This is a genomic window from Streptosporangium sp. NPDC050855 (assembly GCF_044456585.1).
Taxonomy (GTDB): domain Bacteria; phylum Actinomycetota; class Actinomycetes; order Streptosporangiales; family Streptosporangiaceae; genus Streptosporangium; species Streptosporangium longisporum.
The window spans coordinates 161,727-182,909 of record NZ_JBITFY010000005.1 but is presented as its reverse complement, the minus strand read 5'-3'; the positions used below and the strand labels follow the sequence as shown (position 1 = coordinate 182,909).

Annotated in this window: 19 protein-coding genes and 1 pseudogene; 13 read left to right on the top strand and 7 right to left on the bottom strand. The window is 72.7% G+C overall.

Annotation, left to right across the window (positions count from 1 at the left end):
* Nucleotides 1-236: 236 nt before the first annotated feature.
* The 6 genes and pseudogenes from ACIBCT_RS13385 (at nucleotide 237) to iolD (ending at nucleotide 6,773) form a co-directional block, all read left to right on the top strand.
* A complete protein-coding gene (locus ACIBCT_RS13385; protein WP_399188039.1) occupies nucleotides 237-1,214 on the top strand; it encodes a Gfo/Idh/MocA family oxidoreductase in 978 nt (325 codons plus the stop codon).
* Nucleotides 1,211-2,095, top strand: coding sequence for a TIM barrel protein (locus tag ACIBCT_RS13380; protein WP_399188037.1), 885 nt, complete (start codon nucleotides 1,211-1,213; stop codon nucleotides 2,093-2,095). The genes ACIBCT_RS13385 and ACIBCT_RS13380 overlap by 4 nt, the downstream gene beginning before the upstream one ends.
* Nucleotides 2,092-3,015 (top strand): annotated as a pseudogene (gene iolC, locus ACIBCT_RS13375) (5-dehydro-2-deoxygluconokinase); the annotation flags it as partial. The gene ACIBCT_RS13380 and the pseudogene iolC, both read left to right, overlap by 4 nt.
* Nucleotides 3,001-3,975: a class I fructose-bisphosphate aldolase gene (locus tag ACIBCT_RS13370; RefSeq protein ID WP_399188356.1), complete on the top strand. Its 975-nt coding sequence runs from the start codon at nucleotides 3,001-3,003 to the stop codon at nucleotides 3,973-3,975. The pseudogene iolC and the gene ACIBCT_RS13370, both read left to right, overlap by 15 nt.
* 120 nt (nucleotides 3,976-4,095) lie before the next feature.
* Complete coding sequence (gene iolB, locus ACIBCT_RS13365) at nucleotides 4,096-4,917, top strand: 5-deoxy-glucuronate isomerase (RefSeq protein WP_399188035.1); 822 nt, start codon at nucleotides 4,096-4,098, stop codon at nucleotides 4,915-4,917.
* Nucleotides 4,914-6,773: a 3D-(3,5/4)-trihydroxycyclohexane-1,2-dione acylhydrolase (decyclizing) gene (iolD, locus tag ACIBCT_RS13360; RefSeq protein WP_399188033.1), complete on the top strand. Its 1,860-nt coding sequence runs from the start codon at nucleotides 4,914-4,916 to the stop codon at nucleotides 6,771-6,773. Before iolB ends, iolD begins: the two co-directional genes overlap by 4 nt.
* A gap of 13 nt (nucleotides 6,774-6,786) precedes the next feature.
* Here the strand turns inward: iolD and ACIBCT_RS13355 are convergent, their stop codons facing one another.
* A complete protein-coding gene (locus ACIBCT_RS13355; protein WP_399188031.1) occupies nucleotides 6,787-8,040 on the bottom strand; it encodes an MFS transporter in 1,254 nt (417 codons plus the stop codon).
* Nucleotides 8,041-8,195: 155 nt separating this feature from the next.
* Here ACIBCT_RS13355 and ACIBCT_RS13350 point away from each other — a divergent pair, with 155 nt between their 5' ends.
* A complete protein-coding gene (locus ACIBCT_RS13350) occupies nucleotides 8,196-8,798 on the top strand; it encodes a DUF1707 domain-containing protein (RefSeq protein WP_399188029.1) in 603 nt (200 codons plus the stop codon).
* 170 nt (nucleotides 8,799-8,968) lie between these two features.
* Here ACIBCT_RS13350 and glpX read toward each other — a convergent pair whose 3' ends face one another.
* Complete coding sequence (gene glpX / locus ACIBCT_RS13345) at nucleotides 8,969-10,003, bottom strand: class II fructose-bisphosphatase (RefSeq protein WP_399188027.1); 1,035 nt, start codon at nucleotides 10,001-10,003, stop codon at nucleotides 8,969-8,971.
* A gap of 83 nt (nucleotides 10,004-10,086) precedes the next feature.
* Between glpX and ACIBCT_RS13340 the strand changes: the two genes are divergently transcribed.
* Nucleotides 10,087-10,692, top strand: a complete 606-nt coding sequence (locus ACIBCT_RS13340; protein ID WP_399188025.1) for a TetR/AcrR family transcriptional regulator — start codon at nucleotides 10,087-10,089, stop codon at nucleotides 10,690-10,692.
* A 38-nt stretch (nucleotides 10,693-10,730) separates the two neighbouring features.
* Nucleotides 10,731-11,264, top strand: coding sequence for a DUF4245 domain-containing protein (locus tag ACIBCT_RS13335; RefSeq protein ID WP_344902566.1), 534 nt, complete (start codon nucleotides 10,731-10,733; stop codon nucleotides 11,262-11,264).
* 109 nt (nucleotides 11,265-11,373) lie between these two features.
* Here ACIBCT_RS13335 and ACIBCT_RS13330 read toward each other — a convergent pair whose 3' ends face one another.
* A complete protein-coding gene (locus ACIBCT_RS13330) occupies nucleotides 11,374-11,604 on the bottom strand; it encodes an exodeoxyribonuclease VII small subunit (RefSeq protein WP_344902563.1) in 231 nt (76 codons plus the stop codon).
* 73 nt (nucleotides 11,605-11,677) lie between these two features.
* On the opposite strand from ACIBCT_RS13330, the gene ACIBCT_RS13325 reads away from it, so the two are divergent.
* A complete protein-coding gene (locus ACIBCT_RS13325) occupies nucleotides 11,678-12,148 on the top strand; it encodes a GNAT family N-acetyltransferase (RefSeq protein WP_399188022.1) in 471 nt (156 codons plus the stop codon).
* Here the strand turns inward: ACIBCT_RS13325 and xseA are convergent.
* The gene (xseA, locus tag ACIBCT_RS13320; RefSeq protein WP_399188020.1) at nucleotides 12,126-13,334 is read right to left on the bottom strand and encodes an exodeoxyribonuclease VII large subunit; all 1,209 of its coding nucleotides are present in this window, start codon (nucleotides 13,332-13,334) and stop codon (nucleotides 12,126-12,128) included. The two genes, ACIBCT_RS13325 and xseA, sit on opposite strands and share 23 nt — an antisense overlap.
* 27 nt (nucleotides 13,335-13,361) lie before the next feature.
* Complete coding sequence (locus tag ACIBCT_RS13315) at nucleotides 13,362-15,128, bottom strand: hypothetical protein (protein WP_399188018.1); 1,767 nt, start codon at nucleotides 15,126-15,128, stop codon at nucleotides 13,362-13,364.
* Nucleotides 15,129-15,251: 123 nt separating this feature from the next.
* On the opposite strand from ACIBCT_RS13315, the gene ACIBCT_RS13310 reads away from it, so the two are divergent.
* Nucleotides 15,252-16,223, top strand: coding sequence for a 4-hydroxy-3-methylbut-2-enyl diphosphate reductase (locus ACIBCT_RS13310; protein ID WP_399188016.1), 972 nt, complete (start codon nucleotides 15,252-15,254; stop codon nucleotides 16,221-16,223).
* A 105-nt stretch (nucleotides 16,224-16,328) separates the two neighbouring features.
* Here the strand turns inward: ACIBCT_RS13310 and ACIBCT_RS13305 are convergent, their stop codons facing one another.
* Both ACIBCT_RS13305 and ACIBCT_RS13300 read right to left on the bottom strand, forming a co-directional pair.
* Complete coding sequence (locus ACIBCT_RS13305; RefSeq protein ID WP_399188014.1) at nucleotides 16,329-16,850, bottom strand: DUF6542 domain-containing protein; 522 nt, start codon at nucleotides 16,848-16,850, stop codon at nucleotides 16,329-16,331.
* 127 nt (nucleotides 16,851-16,977) lie between these two features.
* On the bottom strand, nucleotides 16,978-18,282 hold the full coding sequence (locus ACIBCT_RS13300; RefSeq protein WP_399188354.1) for a DNA recombination protein RmuC: 1,305 nt from the start codon (nucleotides 18,280-18,282) through the stop codon (nucleotides 16,978-16,980).
* A gap of 155 nt (nucleotides 18,283-18,437) precedes the next feature.
* Between ACIBCT_RS13300 and ychF the strand changes: the two genes are divergently transcribed.
* Together ychF and ACIBCT_RS13290 are read left to right on the top strand one after the other, a co-directional pair.
* Complete coding sequence (gene ychF, locus ACIBCT_RS13295; protein WP_399188012.1) at nucleotides 18,438-19,526, top strand: redox-regulated ATPase YchF; 1,089 nt, start codon at nucleotides 18,438-18,440, stop codon at nucleotides 19,524-19,526.
* A 523-nt stretch (nucleotides 19,527-20,049) separates the two neighbouring features.
* Nucleotides 20,050-21,081, top strand: a complete 1,032-nt coding sequence (locus tag ACIBCT_RS13290; RefSeq protein ID WP_399188010.1) for a conjugal transfer protein — start codon at nucleotides 20,050-20,052, stop codon at nucleotides 21,079-21,081.
* The last annotated feature ends 102 nt before the right edge of the window (nucleotides 21,082-21,183 follow it).

Genomic DNA, 21,183 nt, shown 5'->3' with positions numbered 1-21,183 from the left:
GCGCGCCCTGTCGGCCGCGCACGCCCTCCCGCCCGCTCGCCCGTGCATGTTTTTCCGGTCGCGCACGCCCTTCCGGCCACGCGGTCGGCGGGGCCGTTCCGACGTGCCGGTCACCGCGCCCGCCCCCGTGTCCCGTACGGGATGACATCGTCCTTATGTCCTGACAAATTCTTGACGGCGACCGGCTCCTCGCCTAGAACTGGAGATCGGCCGCTCTCTCCTTTCGCGGAGGCATCATGCGTGTTGGACTGCTGGGGCTCGGCAGGATCGGGGCGTTCCACGCCGCGACCCTGGCGGCGCACCCCGGGGTCGGCGAGTTGGTGGTGAACGACGCGGACGGCGAGCGGGCGGCGGCGGTGGCCGCGAGGCTGGGAGCCCGGGTGGGGGACGCCTTCGACGCCGACGCGCTGGTCGTCGCCACCCCCACGGCGACGCACGCGGAGCTGCTGACGCGCGCCTGCGCCGAGGGGCTGCCGGTGTTCTGCGAGAAACCGGTCGCGGCCGGCGTACCGGAGACCCTGCGCGTGCTCGACGCGGTCAGGCGGAGCGGCACGGTCGTGCACATCGGCTTCCAGCGCCGCTTCGACGCCGGGTACGCCGCGGCGCGCAGGGCGCTGGCCGACGGCGAGCTGGGCACGCTGCACCGGGTGCACATGCTCAGCGCCGATCCCCGGCCGCCCGACCCCGGGTACATCCCGCTGTCGGGGGGCATCTACCGCGACTGCCACATCCACGACTTCGACATCCTGCGCTGGGTCACCGGCCGCGAGGCCGAGACCGTCTACGCGACCGGCGCCAACCGGGGGGAGGCGTTCTTCGCCGAGGCGGGGGACGTCGACACCAGCGCCGCGCTGCTCACCCTGGACGACGGCACGCTCGTCACCCTGCAGGGTTCCCGCTACAACGGCGCCGGGTACGACGTACGGATGGAACTGGCGGGCACCCTGCGGACCCGGGCCGTCGGCCTCGACCCGCGCGCGCCGCTGACCAGCGTCGAAGGGCTGCAACCCCCCGGCGAGCCGTGGCCCGACTTCACGAGCCGGTTCCGGGCGGCCTACGTGGCCGAGCTGGACGCGTTTCTCGCCGCCGCGCGCGGGGAGACGAAGAGTCCCTGCACGGTCGAGGACGCCCTGGCCGCGCTCTATCTCGCCGAGGCCGCGGAACTCTCCCGGCGCGAGGGGCGCCCGGTACGCGTCGCGGAGGTGGTCCTGTGAGAATTGCCGGTGCGCCGATCTCCTGGGGCGTCTGCGAGGTCCCCGGCTGGGGGTACCAGCTGGACCGGTCCCGGGTGCTCACCGAGATGAGGGACCTGGGCCTGACGGCCACCGAACTCGGTCCCGAGGGCTTCCTGCCGCCCTCGCCGACCCGCTGCCGCGCCCTGCTGGCCGAGTACGGGCTGCGCGCGGTGGGCGGGTTCGTCCCGGTGGTCCTGCACGAGGGCGACCACGACCCGCTCCCGGTGGTCCGGGCCGCGATGCGCGCCTTCGCCGACGGCGACGTGGACACGGTCGTGCTGGCCGCCTCCACCGGCGGCGAGAGCTACGACGCCAGGCCCGAGCTGGACGCCGCCGCCTGGAAGACCCTGATGACCAACCTGCGCCGGATCCTCAAGAGCGCCAAGGAGTTCGGCCGCTCCGTCACCCTGCACCCGCACGTCGGGACCGTGGTACAGGACCCCGGCGAGGTGCAGCGGGTGCTCGACGGCAGCCCCGTGCAGCTCTGCCTGGACACCGGCCACCTGCTCGCGGGCGGCACCGACCCCGCCGAGCTGGTCTCGCGGGCCGCCGGGCGGATCGCGCACGTCCACCTCAAGGACGTGGACGCCGCCATGGCCGAACGGGTCAGGGCGGGCGAGCTGCCCTACGGCCGGGCCGTCAAGGAGGGCCTCTACCGCCCGCTGGGCCGGGGCGACGTGGACGTGCCCGCCATCGTCGCGGGCCTGACCGCGGCCGGGTACGACGGCTGGTACGTGCTGGAGCAGGACGTCGTGATCGCCCCCGGGGACGCGGCCGACGCCGACCCGCGGGAGAACGTCGCCGAGAGCCTGGCGTACCTGAACGGGCTCGCCGGCCCGGGCGGCGGGGCGGGCCCGTGATCGAGGTCCTGACCATGGGACGCGCCGGTGTCGACGTCTACCCGCTGCAGGTGGGCGTCTCGCTGCGCGAGGTGGAGACCTTCGGCAAGTACCTGGGCGGCAGTCCTGCCAACGTGGCGGTGGCCGCCGCCCGGCTGGGCCGTACCAGTGCCGTGATCACCAGGACCGGCGACGACCCGTTCGGGCTCTTCGTGCACGACGCGCTGCGCGAGTACGGGGTCGACGACCGCTACGTCACCGCGGTGACGCACCTGCCGACCCCGGTGACGTTCTGCGAGATCATGCCGCCGGACGACTTCCCGCTGTACTTCTACCGCCTGCCCAAGGCGCCCGACCTTGAGATCTTCCCCGAGGAGCTGGACCTGGAGGCCGTCGCCGGGGCGCGGTTGTTCTGGGCGACCCTCACCGGCCTGTCCCAGGAACCTTCCCGGAGCGCGCACTTCGCCGCCTGGCGGGCCAGGGGGCGCGTCCCGCACACCGTGCTGGACCTGGACCACCGTCCCATGTTCTGGCCCCGGCCCAAGGAGGCCCGCGACCTGGTGCGCGAGGCCCTGCGCCACGTCACGGTGGCGGTGGGCAACCTCGACGAGGTCGAGGTCGCCACCGGCACGCGCGACCCGGAGGCGGCCGCCGAGGCACTGCTGGAGGCCGGTGTCGAGCTCGCGATCGTCAAGCAGGGCCCGGCCGGGGTGCTCGGCATGACCGCGACCGAGACCGTGCGGGTGCCGCCGGTGCCGGTGGAGGTGGTCAACGGCCTCGGCGCCGGGGACGCCTTCGGCGGGGCCCTGTGCCACGGCCTGCTGGAGCGCTGGCCGCTGGAGGAGACGCTGCGGTTCGCCAACGCGGCCGGGGCGATCGTCGCGGGCCGGCTGGCCTGCGCCCCCGCGATGCCCCGGCAGGAGGAGGTGACGGCCCTGCTCACCGGCCGGCCGGGCGGGCCGTCACCCGCGGCACCCGCCTCCGGTACGGCCAAGGGCCCGGCCACGGCCACGGCCACGGTGACGGCCACGACCACGGCCACGGTGACGAGCACGCGGGCCCGCCATCCCGGTCGGATCGCCGAGGCGCTGGCGGCACGCGAGCGCAGGAGCCTGCTCCAGGAGCGCGACCGGCTCCTGATCGTCGCCGCCGACCACACCGCCAGGGGCATGGTGGGCGTCAGGGACCGTCCCGCGGCCATGGAGAGCCGTGTCGAGCTGCTGGAACGGCTCTGCGTGGCGCTGGCGCGTCCCGGTGTGGACGGCGTGCTGGGCACCCCGGACGTGGTGGAGGACCTCCTGCTGCTCGGCGCGCTGGAGGGGAAGGTCGTCATCGGGTCGATGAACCGGGGCGGCCTGCACGGGGCGGCGTTCGAGTTCGACGACCGGTTCACCGCCTACGACGCCTCCTCGATCGTCCGGGCGCGCCTGGACGGCGGCAAGATGCTCTGCCGGATCGGCGTGGACGACCGGGCCACCGCCCGCACCCTGGAGGCGTGCGGCCGGGCCGTCACCGAGCTGGCCTCGCACGACCTGGTCGCCATGGTCGAGCCGTTCTGGTCGCGCAGGGTGGGCGGCGAGATCGTCCACGACCTGTCGCCCGAGGGGGTCATCCGCTCCATCCACGTCGCCCAGGCGCTCGGCGCGACCTCCGCGCACACCTGGCTGAAGATCCCGGTCGTGGACGGCATGGAACGGGTGATGCGCGCCACCACGCTGCCGACGCTGCTGCTGGGCGGCGACCCGGGCGAGGCGCCGGAGGTCGTCCACGCGGCCTGGCGCGGGGCGCTGCGGCTTCCCGGGGTGCGGGGGCTGGTGGTGGGCCGTGCCCTGCTGTACCCCGCCGACGACGACGTGGCGGCGGCCGTCGACACCGCCGCGCAGATGCTGGAGGAGGCGTGAACCGAGCGGTCACTTCGGTAGTGACCTGAGAGGCCATCGAGGCGATCATTGAAACGGTCACCGGGGCGGTCACCGACACGATCAACGGGACGCCGCCCAGTCGTCACGTGAGGAGAGGCCATGACCTTCGTACCGGCGGGAAGCACCGCGCGGGCGCCGTGGGCGCTGTCGATCACCCCGGAGACCGCCGGGTGGACCTACTCGGGGCTGCGCGTGCTCTGCCTGTCCGGCGAGGGCGTGAGCTTCGACACCGGGGACGAGGAGATGCTCGTCCTGCCGCTCTCGGGCGAGTGCGTGGTCGAGTGCGAGGGGGAGCGGATCACGCTCGACGGCAGGCCCTCGGTCTTCGAGGGGGTCACCGACTTCGCCTACCTGCCGATCGGGGCGAGCGCCAGGGTCACCGGCCGGGGCCGCTTCGCCCTTCCCTCGGCCCGCGCGACCAGGCGCCTTCCGGTGCGGTACGGCCCGGCGGAGAAGGTCCCGGTCGAGGTGCGCGGCGCCGGCCAGGCCAGCCGGCAGGTCAACAACTTCTGCGCCCCCGGCGTCTTCGAGTGCGACAAGCTCGTCTCGGTCGAGGTGCTCACCCCGGGCGGCAACTGGTCGTCGTACCCGCCGCACAAGCACGACGAGGCCTCCGATCACGAGGCCGTGCTGGAGGAGATCTACTACTTCGAGGGCGGCCCCGGCTACCAGCGGGTCTACGGCGGCCACGAGGTGCTCGCCGAGGTGTCGTCCGGTGACGTCGTCCTCGTGCCCAGGGGGTACCACGGCCCGTCGATGGCGGCCCCCGGCTACGACCTCTACTACCTGAACGTGCTGGCCGGGCCCGCGCCCGAGCGGACGATGGCCTTCTGCGACGACCCCCGGCACGCCTGGGTCCGCGACTCGTGGACGCGGCAGCAGGCCGACCCCAGGCTCCCGATGACGGGGGCGCGGAGATGAGGCTCACCGTGGCGCAGGCGCTCCTGCGCTTCCTCGCCAACCAGTGGTCGGAGCGCGACGGCGTCGAGCAGCGGCTGGTGGCCGGGTGCCTGGGCATCTTCGGGCACGGCAACGTCGCCGGGATCGGGCAGGCCCTGGCCGAGCGGGGCGCGGGCACCTCCGGCGACCTGCCGTACTACCTGGCCCGCAACGAGCAGGCCATGGTGCACACCGCCGTCGGGTACGCGCGGGCCCGCGACCGGCTGTCCACCTTCGCCTGCACCAGCTCGATCGGTCCCGGCGCCACCAACATGGTCACCGGCGCGGCGCTCGCCACGATCAACCGGATCCCGGTGCTGCTGCTGCCCGGCGACGTCTTCGCCACCCGCGTCGCCGACCCGGTGCTGCAGCAGCTGGAGGATCCGCGCTTTCCCGACGTGACCGTCAACGACGCGCTGCGCCCGGTCTCCCGCTTCTTCGACAGGATCAACCGTCCCGAGCAGCTCGTCGCGGCGCTGCCGGCCGCGATGCGGGTGCTGGCCGACCCGGCGGAGACGGGCGCGGTCACCCTGGCCCTGCCGCAGGACGTGCAGGCCGAGGCGTACGACTGGCCCGAGGAGCTGTTCGCCCGCAGGGTCTGGCACGTGGCGCGGCCCGTCCCCGAGCCGGCCGCGCTGGCCCGGGCGGCGGAGCTGGCCCGGCGCTCGCGCCGCCCGCTGATCGTGGCCGGGGGCGGCGTGGTCTACTCCGGGGCGTGGCGGGAGCTGGCCGCCTTCGCCGCCCGGCACGGCGTCCCGGTGGGCGAGACCCAGGCGGGCAAGGGGGCGCTGCCGTACGACCATCCCTGCGCGGTGGGCGCGGTCGGCCACACCGGCACCGCGGCCGCCAACGAGCTGGCCCGTGACGCCGACCTGGTCATCGGGGTCGGCACCCGCTACACCGACTTCACCACCGCCTCGCGCACCCTGTTCGGCCAGGCCGCAGGAGGGGTGCGGTTCCTCAACGTCAACGTCGCCGCCTTCGACGCGGCCAAGCACTCCGGCGAGATGCTCGTCGCCGACGCCCGCGCGGCGCTGGAGGCCCTGGGACCCGCCCTGGACGGCTGGCGGGCCGACCCGGACTGGACGGCCAGGGCGGCCCGGCTGACCCGTGAGTGGCAGGAGCAGGTCGCGCTGCTGACCACCGGGGACGCGCTGACCCAGCCGGTGGTGCTCGGCATGCTCAACGAGGTGGCGCACCCGACGGACGTGGTGGTCAACGCGGCCGGTTCCATGCCCGGCGACCTGCACAAGCTCTGGCGGGCGAGCGACCCGAAGTCCTACCACGTCGAGTACGGCTACTCCTGCATGGGATACGAGATCGCCGGAGGGCTGGGGGTGAAGCTGGCCGTGCCGGAGCGGGAGGTGTTCGTGCTGGTCGGCGACGGGTCCTACCTGATGATGGCCCAGGAGATCGCCACCGCCGTGCAGGAGGGCGTGAAGCTCGTCGTGGTGCTGGTCGACAACCGGGGCTTCGCCTCCATCGGCGGCCTGTCGGAGTCGGTCGGGGCCGGGCGGCTGGGCACCGCCTACCGGCTGCGCGGTCCCGGCGGGGAGCTGGACGGGGCGCTCCTCCCGGTCGACCTGGCCGCCAACGCGGCCAGCCTGGGCGCGAACGTGCTCCGCGCCGACGGCCCGGAGTCCCTGCGCCTGGCCCTGGCCGAGGCGAGGCGGGCCACCGCGACCACCGTGGTGTACGTCGAGACCGTGCCCGGCCCCGGCGCGGACACCACGGCCTGGTGGGACGTACCGGTGGCCGAGGTGTCGGGAGAGGAGGGGACCCGGCGGGCACGCGCCGCCTACGAGGAGGCCAAGAAGGCCCGGCGCCCCTACCTGTGATCCTCGCGAGTCCCTAAGGCCGCGCGCCGGGCTCGCGCGGCGCGGGTTCCGGGGTGGGATCGGGGGCGGGGCCGGGAGCGAATGTGCTCTTGCGCGCGGGCTCGGGGTCCGGCCGGAAGCCCCGGGCCAGGAAGACGATCAGGCCCACCAGCACCGCGGCCGGGACGAACGCCACCCTGATGTCCACCGTGTCGTTGAGGGTGCCGACCACGGCGGCCCCCACCAGGAAGCCGACGTAGTTGAACAGGTTGACCCGGGCGATCGCGGTCTCCGCCCCGCTGCCGAGGCGGCCCGCGGCCGAGAACGACTGCGGGGCGATGACGGACAGGCCGATGCCGACCAGGCCGAACGACACGACCGCCACCACGACGCCGGGCGCCAGCACGAGGCCCAGCATGCCCGCCGCCGCGATCACCGCGCCCGCGCGCACCACCGGCGCCGGCCCGTACCTGCGCACGGCGAGGTCGCCGGGCACCCGGGCCAGCAGCATGGCCGCCTGGTAGACGAGGTAGCCGAACGGCACCAGCCACCCGCTCGCCGCCAGCGCCTTCTCCATGTAGACCGTGCCGTAGTTGGAGACCGCCGCGTCGCCGACGTACAGGAACGCCATCGCCAGGCAGAGCGGGATGATCGGCCGCCACGGCGACCGGGAGGTCACGGCCTCGAGCGGCGTCTCGACGCCCTCCTCGTCGCGCCGGTAGAGGCGCGGGAGCAGGACCACCGAGATCAGCGCGCCGATCATCACCGGTACGGAGAACGACCAGCCCAGCGGCACGCCGAGCGCGCTGAAGGCGGAGTTGGCGCCCGCGCCCAGCATCGAGCCGACGCTCCACACGGCGTGGAAGCCGGTCAGCACGCTCATCCCGTACCTGCGCTCGACCGCGACCGCCTGCATGTTCATCGCCGCGTCCACCGCGCCGACGAACAGGCCGAAGACGGCGCTGAGCGCGTACAGCCCGGTGAGCCCGTCGTTCCAGCCCAGCAGGATCACGGCCGTGCAGACGCCGATCTGGGAGATCCGCAGCACCGGGGCGCTGCCGTACCGGCTCGCCAGGGGGGCCGCGACCGCGCTGCCGACCCCGGAGATCACCGGGACGAGCAGCAGGACCAGGGTGAGGTCGCCGTCGCTGAGGCCGAACCGGTGCTGGAGGTCGATCACATGGGTGAGCAGGGTGGCGAAGCAGAGCCCCTGGACGAAGAACGCCGCCCAGGTCGCCACGCGTGCCTGCCTGTCACGGGGGGTCGGCATGGCGATCTCCGGGAACATGAGGGGGATTCAAGTTCCCGTCAGGGTATGGGCGGCGTACCCGGTGGTCAATGGCCCGTCACCTGCCGGTTCCGCCCGTCCGCCGGCCCGTCCGCGCGCACATCCGGAGCGCGCCGGACGAGGCGTCGGGGCCCGGCGGCGATTATGGTCGAAGGGTGGAGAGTCACCGGCCCCCCGCCATCCGCCGTCACGTCCCCGAGCCGCGTCCCGCCGACCTCAGAGCCGGGGACGTCGACCGCGAGAGGGTGGCCGTCGTGCTCGGCGACGCCCTCGCCGACGGACGCCTCGACCACGGCGAGTACGAGCAGCGCGTCGAGGCCCTCTACCGGGCGCGCACGCTGGGGGAGCTCTCCGCCCTCACGGCCGACCTGCTCCCGCCCGAGGCGCAGCCGCTGCGCACCGACGTCCGCCCGGTGACGGCGTTCTTCGGCTCGGAGAAACGCTCGGGCCGCTGGGTGGTGCCGACCCGGTTCCCGGCCACCGCGATCTGCGCCAACGTCACGCTCGACCTGTGCGAGGCGCTGCTCCAGTCCAGCCGGGTGACCCTGCAGGTCACGGTGCTGTTCGGCACCCTCACCCTGATCGTGCCCGAGGGGGTGCGGATCGAGATGCCCGCCTCGACGTACATGGGGGGCAAGAAGAACCAGGTCCGGGCCTCGCCCGACGGCCCGGTCATCGAGATCACCGGCGTCGTCACGTGCGGCAACATCGTGGCCAAGTCCCCCAGGCGCCCCCGGCGCTCCTGGTTCCGCCGCTGACGTTCGTGACGCGCGTCCGTCGTCGGCGCCCACGGCACGCGTCCGTCGTCGAGGCCCGCGATGCGCGTCCACTGCCGGTGTCCACGTCGCACGTCCGCCGCTGACGCCCGCGGCGCGTCCGGCGTCGGCGCCCACGGCGAGTGTCCGCCGTGGGCGTGCCCCGCCCGCGCCTAGCGGGCGTTGTCGAAGTTGATCGCGCTGTAGGCCCGCAGCTTCCAGAGCTGGTGCTCGCTCTCGATCTTCCGGATCGTCCCGGACCGGCCGCGCATGACCAGGGAGCTGGTGACGGCCCGTCCGGCCCGGTAGCGGACCCCCTGCATCAGCTCGCCGTCGGTGATCCCGGTGGCGGCGAAGAACACGTCGTCGGACCTGACCAGGTCGTCGGTGCTGAGCGTGGCGTCCAGGTCGAGGCCCGCGTCCAGCGCCCGGCGGCGCTCGGCCTCGTCCTGCGGCCAGAGCCTGCCCTGGATGACACCGCCCAGGCACTTGAGCGCGCACGCGGCGATGATGCCCTCCGGGGTGCCGCCGACGCCGAGCATCAGGTCGACGCCGGTCCCCACCCGGGCCGCCATGATCGCACCGGCCACGTCGCCGTCGGTGATGAGCCTGATCCGCGCACCGGCCTCCCGGATCTCCCGGATCGTCTTCTCGTGGCGGGGCCGGTCCAGGATGACCACGGTCACGTCCGACGGCTCGCCGCCCTTGGCGCGCGCCACCGCGGCGATGTTGTCGGCCACCGGCGCGTTGATGTCCACCGACGAGGCCGCCTCGGGGCCGGTGACCAGCTTGTCCATGTAGAAGACCGCCGACGGGTCGTACATCGAGCCGCGCTCGCTGACCGCGATCACCGAGATCCCGTTGGGCATGCCGAGAGCGGTCAGCCGGGTGCCGTCGATCGGGTCGACGGCCACGTCGCACGCCGCGCCGCTGCCGTCGCCCACCTGCTCGCCGTTGTAGAGCATCGGCGCGTTGTCCTTCTCGCCCTCGCCGATCACCACCACGCCGCTCATCGACACGGTGTTGATCAGCTGGCGCATCGCGTTCACCGCGGCGCCGTCCGCACCGTTCTTGTCACCCCGCCCGACCCAGCGGGCCGCCGCCATCGCGGCCGCCTCGGTGACGCGGACGAGCTCCAGGGCGAGGTTGCGATCAGGTGCGTGCTCACCCGTGGCGAGGGTGGCGGGAACGGACGTCTGATCGGACATGGTGGGAAACCCCTCTCGTGGATTGTTGCAACGATCGTAGTTGGCACCCCTGTGACCGGTCGGCGGAGGATAATCTGCCCACCATGAGCAGTGACACGGAACGGCTGGTGAAGGGCGGGGGTGCGCGGACCTCCGAGCGGGGTGCCGCCACGCGCGTCGCACTCCTGGCCGCGGCCAGGGAGACGTTCGTCACGAGCGGCTTCGCCGAGGCCGGGGTCACCGACGTGGTCTCCCGGGCGGGGGCGAGCGTGGGCAGCCTCTACCACCACTTCTCCGGCAAGGCCGACCTCTACCTCACCCTCTTCGACGAGTTCCAGACCCGGCAGACCCAGCGGACCAAGCAGGCGGTCCAGGAGGCCAGGGCCGAAGGCGAGGGCGACCCGATGCGGTTGTTCATCGCGGGGGCCCGCGCCTACCTGGAGGGCTGCCTGGCCGAGCGGGAGCTGTCGGCCCTGTTCCTGCGCGGCGACGGGCCGCCCGGGTTCGAGGTCATCATGCGCGACCGGCTCCGGCAGTGGGCCAAGCGCAACGCCGCCCTGTTCGAGGGCGACGAGGGTGCGCTGGTCGTGGTCCTCACCGGGGCGCTCGCCGCCGCCGTCTCCGAGGTCGCCCTGTCCGACGACGAGGACGCCTCCCGGGTGCTCGCCGAGGACGTGCTGGCCATCGTCGCGCAGATCCGCCGCCCCTGAGACGGGACCGCCCCGCGGAACGGATAGTGTCGGTGGTCGTGCGAAGGTTCACTGAGGGCTTCTACGGCTACGCGTTCGCGATGGCGGTCTGCCTGGCGGCCGTCGGCCTCTTCCTGCTCATCACGCCACAGAGCCGGACCGAGCGCATCCCCAAGGTCGACTACTCGCTCGCCCTGGCCGACCTGCGGCGTACGGCCCCCTTCCAGGTGTGGGCGCCCGGACAGGTCGCCCCCGGATGGGTGCCGAACAGCTCCCGCAGGACGAACGACGGCGGCTGGACGACCTGGAGGCTCGGCTTCGCCACCGCCGAGCGCCGCCACGCGATGCTCGCCCAGAGCGACGAGAAGCCCGCGGCCGAGTTCGCCAACCGGCTCGCCAACACCTCCACGGCCACCGGTACCGTCCAGATCGGCGGCGTGACCTGGGAACAGCGCGTCCGCGAGGACAAGGACCAGCGTTCCCTGGTACGCCTCCTGCCCGACGTCACGGTCGTCGTCACCGGCACCGCCTCCTGGCAGGAGCTGTCCACCCTGGCCGGGTCCCTCAGGCAGCAGCCGAAGATCACGTCCTAACGTCCGGGAACGGCCGCAGGCCCGGCCGCTCGCGCACCGCGCGCCGTCCGGCCCTCGTGGTTCGGTCGTGTCGTACGGCCCCTCCGCGGCCGCGGGCGGCGTCGGTCGCTCAGAAGGGGGCGTCCGCGCCGGGGTCGGGCTGCCGCCGCTGGGCCATGGCCGCGGCGAGCTTCACCCGGGCCCCCTGCAGCCACTCCTCGCAGAGCGAGGCCAGCCTCTCCCCGCGCTCCCAGAGCTCGATCGACTCCTCCAGGGTGAGCCCGCCCGCCTCGAGGCGGCGGACCACCTCGGTCAGCTCCTCGCGCGCCTGCTCGTACGACGGTGTCTTCTCATCGGCCACGGACCCCACCTTAGATCGTCCGCGCCGCCTCCCCGCCCGTCCCACCGCCCGGTACGGCTGGCAGAATGCCCGGATGAGCGTTCGTGACGCGACCCTCGACGACATTCCCGAGCTGGTGCGGCTGCGTCAGATCCTGGCCGACAGGATGGCCCTGGACGGGAGCCTCCCGATCGAGGAGGACTGGCGACCGGCCTACGCGGAGAGCCTCGCGGAGCGGCTCGGTAGCGCCGACACCGCCGTCTACGTGGTGGACGCGCCCGGCAAGAGGCTGGCGGCCTGCGGGATCGGCCTGATCTTCGAGCGCATGCCCGGCCCCAGCCTCCCCGACGGGCGCTACGGCTACATCCAGGGCATGGCCACCGACCCCGGCCACCGGCGCAGGGGCCACGGCCGGGCCGTCGTCAACGCCCTGATGGAGTGGTACCGGCGGACCGGGGTCCGCCGGGTCGACCTGCACGCCACCTCCGACGCCGAGGCCCTCTACCGGGAGTTCGGGTTCATCGACGACGGCTACCCCTCGCTCACGTGGTGGAATCGCTCCTGACCGTCACCCGGTCGTCGGAGAAGCGCACCGTGAGCTCGTCGCCCGGGGAGATCTCGCTCGCCAGCCGTACGACGTCGCCCGAGGGGCGCTGCACGATCGCGTAGCCGCGCTCCAGCGTGGCGGCCGGGGAGAGCGAGACCAGGCGGGCGCGCAGGTGCTCCAGCGAGTCCTGGGCGCGGTCCAGGGAACCGGTGAGGGAACGCCTCGCCCGGTCCCTGAGCTGCTCGGCCTGCTCGGCCCTGCGCTCGACCTCGCGTACCGGATCGGCGAGGGCGGGGCGCGAACGGGCCGCGGCCAGCCAGGCCGTCTCGCGGTCCAGCCAGCCCTTGGCCACCCTGCGCCCCCGGTCACGGAGCTGGCGGACCAGCGTGAGCTGCTCGCCGACGTCCGGCACGACCTTCTTCGCCGCGTCCGTGGGCGTGGACGCGCGCACGTCGGCGACCAGGTCGAGCAGCGGGTTGTCCTGCTCGTGCCCGATCGCGCTGACCACCGGGGTACGGCACGCCGCGACCGCCCGCACCAGGGCCTCGTCGGAGAAGGGCAGCAGGTCCTCCATCGACCCGCCGCCCCGCGCGATCACGATCACGTCCACGTCGGTGTCGGCGTCCAGCCTGCGCAGCGCCTCGATGACCTCGCCGACCGCGTACGGTCCCTGCACGGCCACCGGTTCCACCGTGAACCGGACCGCGGGCCAGCGGCGCCGCGAGTTCTCCAGCACGTCGCGCTCGGCGGCCGAGTCACGGCCGCAGATCAGCCCGACCGTACCGGGCAGGAACGGCAGCCGCCGCTTCCTGTCCACCCCGAAGAGACCCTCGGAGGCGAGCAGCCGGCGCAGGCGCTCCAGCCGTGCCAGCAGCTCACCGACCCCGACCGGCCGCATCTCCAGCGCGGTGAACGCGAAAGAACCCTTGTTGACCCAGAAGTCGGGCTTGAGATGCGTCACGATCCGGGCGCCGTCGACCGGCCGGGGGACGGTGGCCTCGTAGACGCCGCGCGGGCAGGTGACCCGGGCCGAGATGTTGGCCACCGGGTCGCGCAGCGTCAGGAACACCGTGCCGCCGCGGGCGGTCAGCTCGGTGATCTGCCCTTCGACCCAGACGGTGCCGAGCTTGCCGATCCAGCCGCCGACCATCTGCAACACCGTGCGGACCGGAAGGGGCTGCTCAGGAGTGGACTTCGAGCTCATGGGCGGGAGCCTACGCGCCGGACGCGACTATTCCCCGGCCTCCAGCTTGGCCAGACGGTTCTCGTACATCCGCACGACGGCCTCGCGGGCGGAGGTGGCCCGCTCGTAGGCGATCAGTTCCCTGATCTGCTCGGCCGTCCTGCCGCGCATGCGCGCCCGCAGCGACGCCACCGTCAGGTCCGCGTAACCGGGCAGTGGTTCGGCCGGTACCGCACCGGCCGCGGCGACCACGTCGGCGGTCGGCGCGGTGACGGACCCGGCCGTCTCCGGGGGAGCGACCCGGGTGCCGGTCACCTCGACCAGCGCGGCGTCCTGGGTCTCCGGCTTCGCCACCTTGACCTCGGCGAGCTCGACCTTCGTCGCAGGGGGCGTCTCGACCACGGCGTCCACCGGGACGGGAGTGGCGTCCCCGGCGTCCCCGGCCTCCCTGACGTCTCCGGTGTTCCCGGTGACCTCGGAGGCGGTCTTCGCGTTCGCGGGAGCGGCCTTGGGGGCCTTGCGGGTCCTGGGGGTGGACGTGGCCGCCGTGGCGGGCTTCGCGGTGGCCCTCGTGCCGGTCCTCCGGGTGGCGGGCTTCGCGGTGGTGGCCTCGGACTCGGGCCGCGGGCTCAGGGTCTCGGCGGTCCCGTTCTCGACGGTCTCGGTCTCGACGTTCCCTGGCTCGACGTTCCCGGTCTCGGCGGTGCCGGTCTCGGGAGTCTCGGTGGCGGCGGGGGTGGCCGGGGTGGCCGACGTGGTCGGGGCCTGCGCCGATTCCTTGACGGCCTTGGTCGCCTTGGTGGTCCTGGGCTTCTTCGCCGCGGGCGTCGTGGTGGCGGTGGCCGCCTCGGTCTCGTCGACCTTGCTCTTGCCGGCCTTCGTGCCCCGGGTCTTCGCGCTTTCGGCCTTGGTCTCGTCGGCCTTGGTCTCGTCGGCCTTGGTCTCGCCGGTCTTCGTGCTCTCGGCCTTCGTGGGAGCGGCCTCCTCGGCGGGGGCGGCCTTCGCGGCCTTCGCCGTCTTCGCGGCCTTGACGGGCTTGGCGGCCTTGGGCTTCGCGGCGGGGGCCTCGGTGACGGAGGTCCCTGTGACGGAAGTCTCTGTGACAGAGGTCTCGGTGTCCGGAGTGTCGGCGACCGGAGCCTCGTCGGTCCGGGTCTTCTCGGCCGAGGTCTTGGCGGCCGGAGTCTCGGTGACCGGGGGCTCGGTGACCGGGGCCGCGGAAGCCGCGGCGGCCTTGGCGGGCTCGGCGGCCGGGGTCTCGGGCGTGGCGGCGGGGGTCTCGGCCACGGTCTCGGGAGCGGCGGTCTCGGGGGTGGCGGGCTTGGGGGCGGCGGGCTTGGGGGCGGCGGGCTTGGCGGGGCTGAAGATGACCGGCTCGTGGGAGGTCCCGGTGCCGTTGCTCTCGGCGGCGGGTGCCTTCTCAGTGATCTTGGACGGTCGCGGTGCGAAGATGACCGGCTCTCGGCGGGCGGGCTTCTCGGCCTCCTCCACCTTCCCGGCGGCGCTCTCGGCCGGTGCCTCGTCCGCGCTCCTGGAGGGACGCGGTGCGAAGATGACCGGCTCTCGGCGGGCGGGCTTCCCGGTCTCCTCCACCTGCTCGACGGCGCTCTCCTCGACGTCCACCGGCACGTCGGCGGTCGCCTCCCGGGACTCGTCGAGGTCGTCCTCACGGCCGGAGGAGCCCTTGATCTTGTTCCGGACCCGGTCGCCGAGGAGCAGAGCCTGGCCGACCCCGCTCAGGGCGGTCTGCAGCATGTGCAGGGGAAGATCTTTTGCTTTCTGTGTGACACTGCGGATCATGTCGGGGACTGACATGGCGTCTCCCTGGAGGTCTGTGTCGGGAAGGACAGATGTGACAAGTACGGGCCTGCGGGATGTTGCGCCGGGCTCATGGGACGTATGGGCCGTCTCGCGGACGCGTCCACGTAGCATAAGAGCATGACTTCCATGACCCCTGCGAACCGACGCGTACTGGTGGCGAAGCCCCGTGGCTACTGTGCGGGGGTCGACCGTGCGGTCCAGGCCGTGGAGAAGGCGCTGGAGCAGTACGGTGCGCCGATCTACGTCCGCAAGCAGATCGTCCACAACACCCACGTCGTCAGGACGCTGGAGGAGCGCGGCGCGATCTTCGTCGACGAGACCGAGCAGGTGCCCGAGGGGGCCATCGTGGTCTTCTCCGCCCACGGCGTCTCCCCGGAGGTCCACCGCGAGGCCGCCCGGCGCAGCCTGAGGACGATCGACGCCACCTGCCCCCTGGTGACCAAGGTGCACAACGAGGCCAAGCGTTTCGCCTCCCAGGACTACGACATCCTCCTCATCGGGCACGAGGGCCACGAGGAGGTCGAGGGCACCGCGGGCGAGGCCCCCGACCACATCCAGCTCGTCGACGGGCTGGAGTCGGTCGGCACGGTGCAGGTCAGGGATCCCGAGCGGCTGGTCTGGCTCTCGCAGACCACGCTCTCGGTGGACGAGACGGTCGAGACGGTCTCCCGCCTCAAGGAGCGCTTCCCCAACCTGATCGACCCGCCCAGCGACGACATCTGCTACGCCACCCAGAACCGTCAGGTCGCGGTCAAGGAGATCGCCGCCCAGGCCGAGCTGGTGATCGTCGTCGGCTCGGAGAACTCCTCCAACTCCAAGCGGCTGGTCGAGGTCGCCCTCGACCACGGGGCCGACGCCTCCTACCTGGTCGACGACGCCTCGCTCATCCAGGACGCCTGGCTCGAAGGCGTCACCACGGTCGGTGTGACGAGCGGCGCCTCGGTGCCCGAGGAGCTCGTCGCCGGGGTCCTCGCCCGCCTCGCCCGCAACGGGTTCGAGGACGTGCAGGAGGTCGAGTCCGTCGAGGAGAACGTGCGGTTCGCGCTCCCGCACGAGCTGCGTAAGAACCTGCGCGTCACGGCGGTCTGACCGGTCGTCCCGCGTCCCGGCCTCCGGGCCGGGGCGGGCCGGTGACCACCACCCGGTCCGAGGGCCCCGCCCGCGACGGCGGCCGGCCGGGGCCGCAGGGACGGGTCAGCGTTCGTCGCGCGGCGTCCCGTAGACCTTGGGCTCGAAGTACCCCTCGGGTTCGGGGGCGAAGGCGGTCTCCCCGCTTCTCGGGCGGGGCACGGACGCCTTGGTCGCCTTGAGCTCGTCGCGCAGCTCGCGGACGCAGCGGGTCAGCCCGCGACGCCAGGCGATCACCAGCACCAGGAGCGAGCCGCCGAACAGCCAGGGGGCGCCCTGGGACAGCGCGGTGTACATGCCCAGCCCGAAGGCCTGCAGCGGGGTGGCCGCGAACAGGGAGCGGACCGCCTCGATGAGCACGGTGGTCACGAAGAAGACCAGGGGCGGGGAGACCACCAGAGAGAGCAGCTCCCTCGGGTTGACCAGCGCCGTCGCACCCGCGCAGCCGATCACGAACGCCACGCCGGTCAGCGCGGACAGCCCCGACAGGGCCTGCAGCACACCTCCCAGCAGCGTGGCCACCAGCACGAGGGCCAGCGCGCCCCGGACGGTCAGCCGGATGCCGCCGGGCCGGTCAAGCTCACTCATGCGATCACCCCGCCGGGCGGCTGCACGCCGCCTCGCTCGTCCACCACTCGTCCCCTTGACCTCGGCCCCCGCGTCATCGGTCCCGTCGCCTCCAGTGTCCGGCCGCAGGCGTCCACAGGGATAGGTCTCAGGGCAGGTCGTTGGTCAACCTACCGTTCAGGCGGGACACGAGAGACGGGCTTGGCTCCTCTTCCGCGAGCAGTTCGGGTGAGGTCAGGGCGCGCGGCAGGTCCTCCAGAGGCTGCGGCCCCTCCAGTTTCTCCTCGACCAGGCCCAGGTCGTTGAGCTTGCGGGCGCTCACCAGCACCCGCGTCTCCAGCGAGCCGACCGTCCTGTTGTACGACTCCACCGCCCGGCTCAGCGAACGTCCCAGGGACTCGACGTTGCGGCCCATGCTGCTCAGCCGCTCGTACAGCTCCTTGCCGACCTCGAAGATCGCCCGCGCGTTCTCGCTGAGCGCGGCCTGCTGCCAGGCGTACTGCGCGGTGCGGAGCATGGTGATCAGCGTGGTGGGGGTGGCGATGTGGACCCGCCGCCGCATGGCGTACTCCAGCAGGGCGGGGTCGCGTTCCAGGGCCGGGGCGAGGAACGCCTCGCCGGGGATGAACAGCACCATGAACTCCGGTGCCGGGCTGAACGCCTGCCAGTAGGACTTGGAGGCGAGCCGGTCCACGTGCTCGCGCACGTGCCGGGAGTGGGAGTCGAGCCGGGCCGACTGGTGGTCCGGATCGGTCGACTCGGCGGCCTCCAGGTAGGCGGCCAGCGAGACCTTGGAGTCGACCACGATGTTCTTGCCCCCGGCCAGGCGCACCACCATGTCGGGCCGCAGGACGCCGTCCGGAGTGGTGACGCTGACCTGCTCGTCGAAGTCGCAGAAACGCTGCATCCCGGCGATCTCGGCCACCCTGCGGAGCTGGAGCTCCCCCCACCGCCCCCGGGCCTCCGGGCGTTGCAGGGCCCGTACCAGCGTGCTCGTCTGGGCGCGGAGCTGCTCGTTGCTCTCGCGGACGACGTCGATGTGCTTGGCCAGCTCGGCGTGGGCGGCCCGCTGGCCCGCCTGCGTGTCGCGCAGCTGCGTCTCGACGCGCGACAGGGTGTCCTTGAGCGGCTCGATCAGGTGCTCGACGGCCTGCTTGCGCTGTTCCAGCTCCCCGGCGGCCTCGGCCCGGCCCGCGGCGAGCCTCGTCTCGGCCAGTTCCAGAAAGCGCAGGTTGTTGACGTCGAGCGCGCGCGTGGACAGGGCCTGGAACCGGTCGGCGAGCTGTCCCTCGACGTAGGCGAGCTTCTCTTCCGCGATCTTCGCGCGGGCCTCGGCGTCGGCCAGGCGCGCGGCCATGTCGGTGGCTCCGGAGGCGGCCCGTGCCCGCCCCAGCAGGAACCCGATCGCGAGTCCCGCGGCGAGGCCCACCGCCAGCTGGAAGGAGAGCGCCATGACGTCCACCCCGGCATGATTCCAGGCCCGGCCCCTCCTGGCGCGCCGACACGCCTCCGAAATCGGGCCGATCGCCCCCCGTGACGGGTTCGTGTCGACCGGCTGACGGGTCCGTGGCGACCGGCACCGGGTCATTCCGCGTAAACTCGGCTCACGTGAGCCTGAGCATCGGCATCGTCGGATTGCCCAACGTCGGCAAGTCAACGCTTTTCAACGCGCTGACGAAGACCGCCAACGCCCTGGCGGCGAACTATCCGTTCGCCACCATCGAACCCAACGTGGGCATCGTCGGCGTCCCCGACCCGCGTCTTGAGAAGCTGGCCGAGATCTTCGGGTCGGCGAAGATCCTGCCGGCGAAGGTCGAGTTCGTCGACATCGCCGGGCTGGTCCGCGGCGCCTCGGAAGGGCAGGGACGGGGCAACCAGTTCCTCGCCAACATCCGCGACACCGACGCGATCTGCCAGGTCATCCGGGTCTTCGACGACCCGGACGTGACCCATGTGGACGGCGGGGTCTCTCCCGGACGCGACATCGAGACGATCAACACCGAGCTGATCCTCGCGGACCTGCAGACGCTGGAGAAGGCGATCCCCCGCCTGCAGAAGGAGTCCAGGACCAACAAGGACCGCAAGTCCGCGCTGGACGCGGCCGAGGCGGCCTTCAAGCTCCTCGACGGCGGCACCACCCTGTACGCCGGGGCCAAGGGCGCCGGGATCGACCCCGCGGACCTGCGCGAGCTGCACCTGCTGACCGCCAAGCCGTTCCTGTACGTCTTCAACCTCGACGCCGACGAACTGGTGGACGACGCGCTCCGCGCCAGGCTGTCGGAGCTGGTCGCCCCGGCCGAGGCCGTCTTCCTGGACGCCGAGATCGAGTCCGAGCTCGTCGAGCTCGACGAGGAGGAGGCGCTGGAGCTGCTGCAGTCCGTCGGGCAGCAGGAGTCGGGCCTGACCCAGCTGGCCAGGGTGGGCTTCGAGACCCTGGGCCTGCAGACCTACCTGACCGCCGGTCCCAAGGAGACCCGGGCCTGGACGATCCGCAAGGGCGCCACCGCTCCCGAGGCGGCCGGGGTCATCCACACCGACTTCCAGCGGGGCTTCATCAAGGCCGAGATCGTCTCCTACGACGAGCTGGTCGAGGCCGGTTCCATCGCCGCGGCCCGCCAGGCGGGCAAGGCCCGGATCGAGGGCAAGGACTACGTCATGCGCGACGGCGACGTGGTGGAGTTCCGCTTCAACGTCTGACGGAGGTCCGACGTCCGGCTCAGATCCGACGTCCGGCGAAGATCCCGCGTCCGACGAAGATCCTTGTCCGGCGAGGGGCCCGCGTCCGGCGAGGACCGAGAACACGCTCCGGCCCGGTCCGGCTCCACGCGAGCCGGGCCGGGCCGTTTCGGTCCCGGGAGCCCGCGCACGACTCGGCCCCCTGGAACAGGGTTTTTGTCGTTTGTGACACTGGGTGACGTATTTCGCGTTAAATGCGCAGGTCGCGACAGTCCGCGAACCGTCCAGTTAGCAATGGGTGGCGTTTGGGTAATCGACCCGCGCCCTGGCCAGGGGTAATACACATTCGGTCGGGCATCTGCGGCATCGGCGGCCTCGCCGGGGTTCCAGACCCGGTTTGCTCAGTCATCACGATGCCTGCAGCATAGGCGTGGCTTTCCTGGAAGAATCGGCGGGGCGGCTAGAGTAAGTGCGTCACCCTGGCCAACGGGATCGGCGGCAATACGACACCGCACCGGCCGGAAGTGACGCGAGCGGAGGCGTGATGGCTCGAAGGTCGACGGTCCAGCGTGATCCCCGGATCGCTGGCGACCCCGAGCTGTCGGCATACCCGGATTTTCCCGACGATCCCGACCTCGACCGTGTTCCGGCACGCCGCAGGGGCACGCCCCGCAACCGCTGGTCCGGCGGCGGAGGCCGCTGGCTGGTGTGGGCCGGCCGCGCCGTGCTCTGGGCACTGATCATCGTCATCGTGGTGAACGGGGTGCGCGCCCCCTTCGAGCGCTTCACCCAGCCGAACGCCCCCACCGGCACGGCCCCCGTCGCGGGGGAGGGCTTCCCCACCGTCCAGGGCTCGGCCTTCGCGGCCCAGTTCGCCGAGGTCTACCTGAACTTCGACGGGGCACGCCTGGAGGAGCGGGAGTCCAGGCTGGCCCCCTACCTGCCCGAAGGCGTCGAGTCGCAGTTCGGCTGGGACGGTCTCGGCCGGATGAGCGCTGGAGCGGTGCAACCGTACGGGATCGAGGTCGTCGACGCCGAGAACGCCGTCGTCACCGTCGCCTACCAGTCCGAGGACCGCCGCCAGCTGCTGTCGGTGCCCATCTACCACGACCGGTCGGCCAAGAGGTTCGTCGTCGCGGGACGGCCGGGCATCCTGCCCGCGCCCGGCGCGGCCGACCTGCCGCCCAAGCCCGCGCCCGACCGCGACCGCGCCGCCGAACAGGAACTGCGCCCCTCGCTGGAGGGCTTCTTCAAGGCGTACGCGGCGAGCGACACCGCCTCCCTGCGGCTCTACGCCGACGCCGGCACCACCCTGGAGGGTTTCTCCGGAGCCCTGACCTTCCTGCAGCTCAAGGACCTCTCGGTGCCCCTCCCCGCGGGCAGCACCCGCCAGGTGACCGCGACGGTCTCGTGGGGCGTCCCGGCGAAGACCACGACGTCCGACGAGCCGGAGCCCGCGGACCCCGGCCAAATGGGAGGCAAGCTCGAACAGGCGTACCTGCTCACCATGGTCAAGCAGGGCGACAAATGGTTCGTCAAGGACATCCGCGGCGCGTACCGATCCGTGGCGGGATGACTCATGATCGAATGGTGCCGGTCCATGGTGAGCAGACCCCCCCTGATCGACGATCCACCGGTCCGGGCCCCGGCGCGTACGCGTCGCGGGCCCGTCATCACC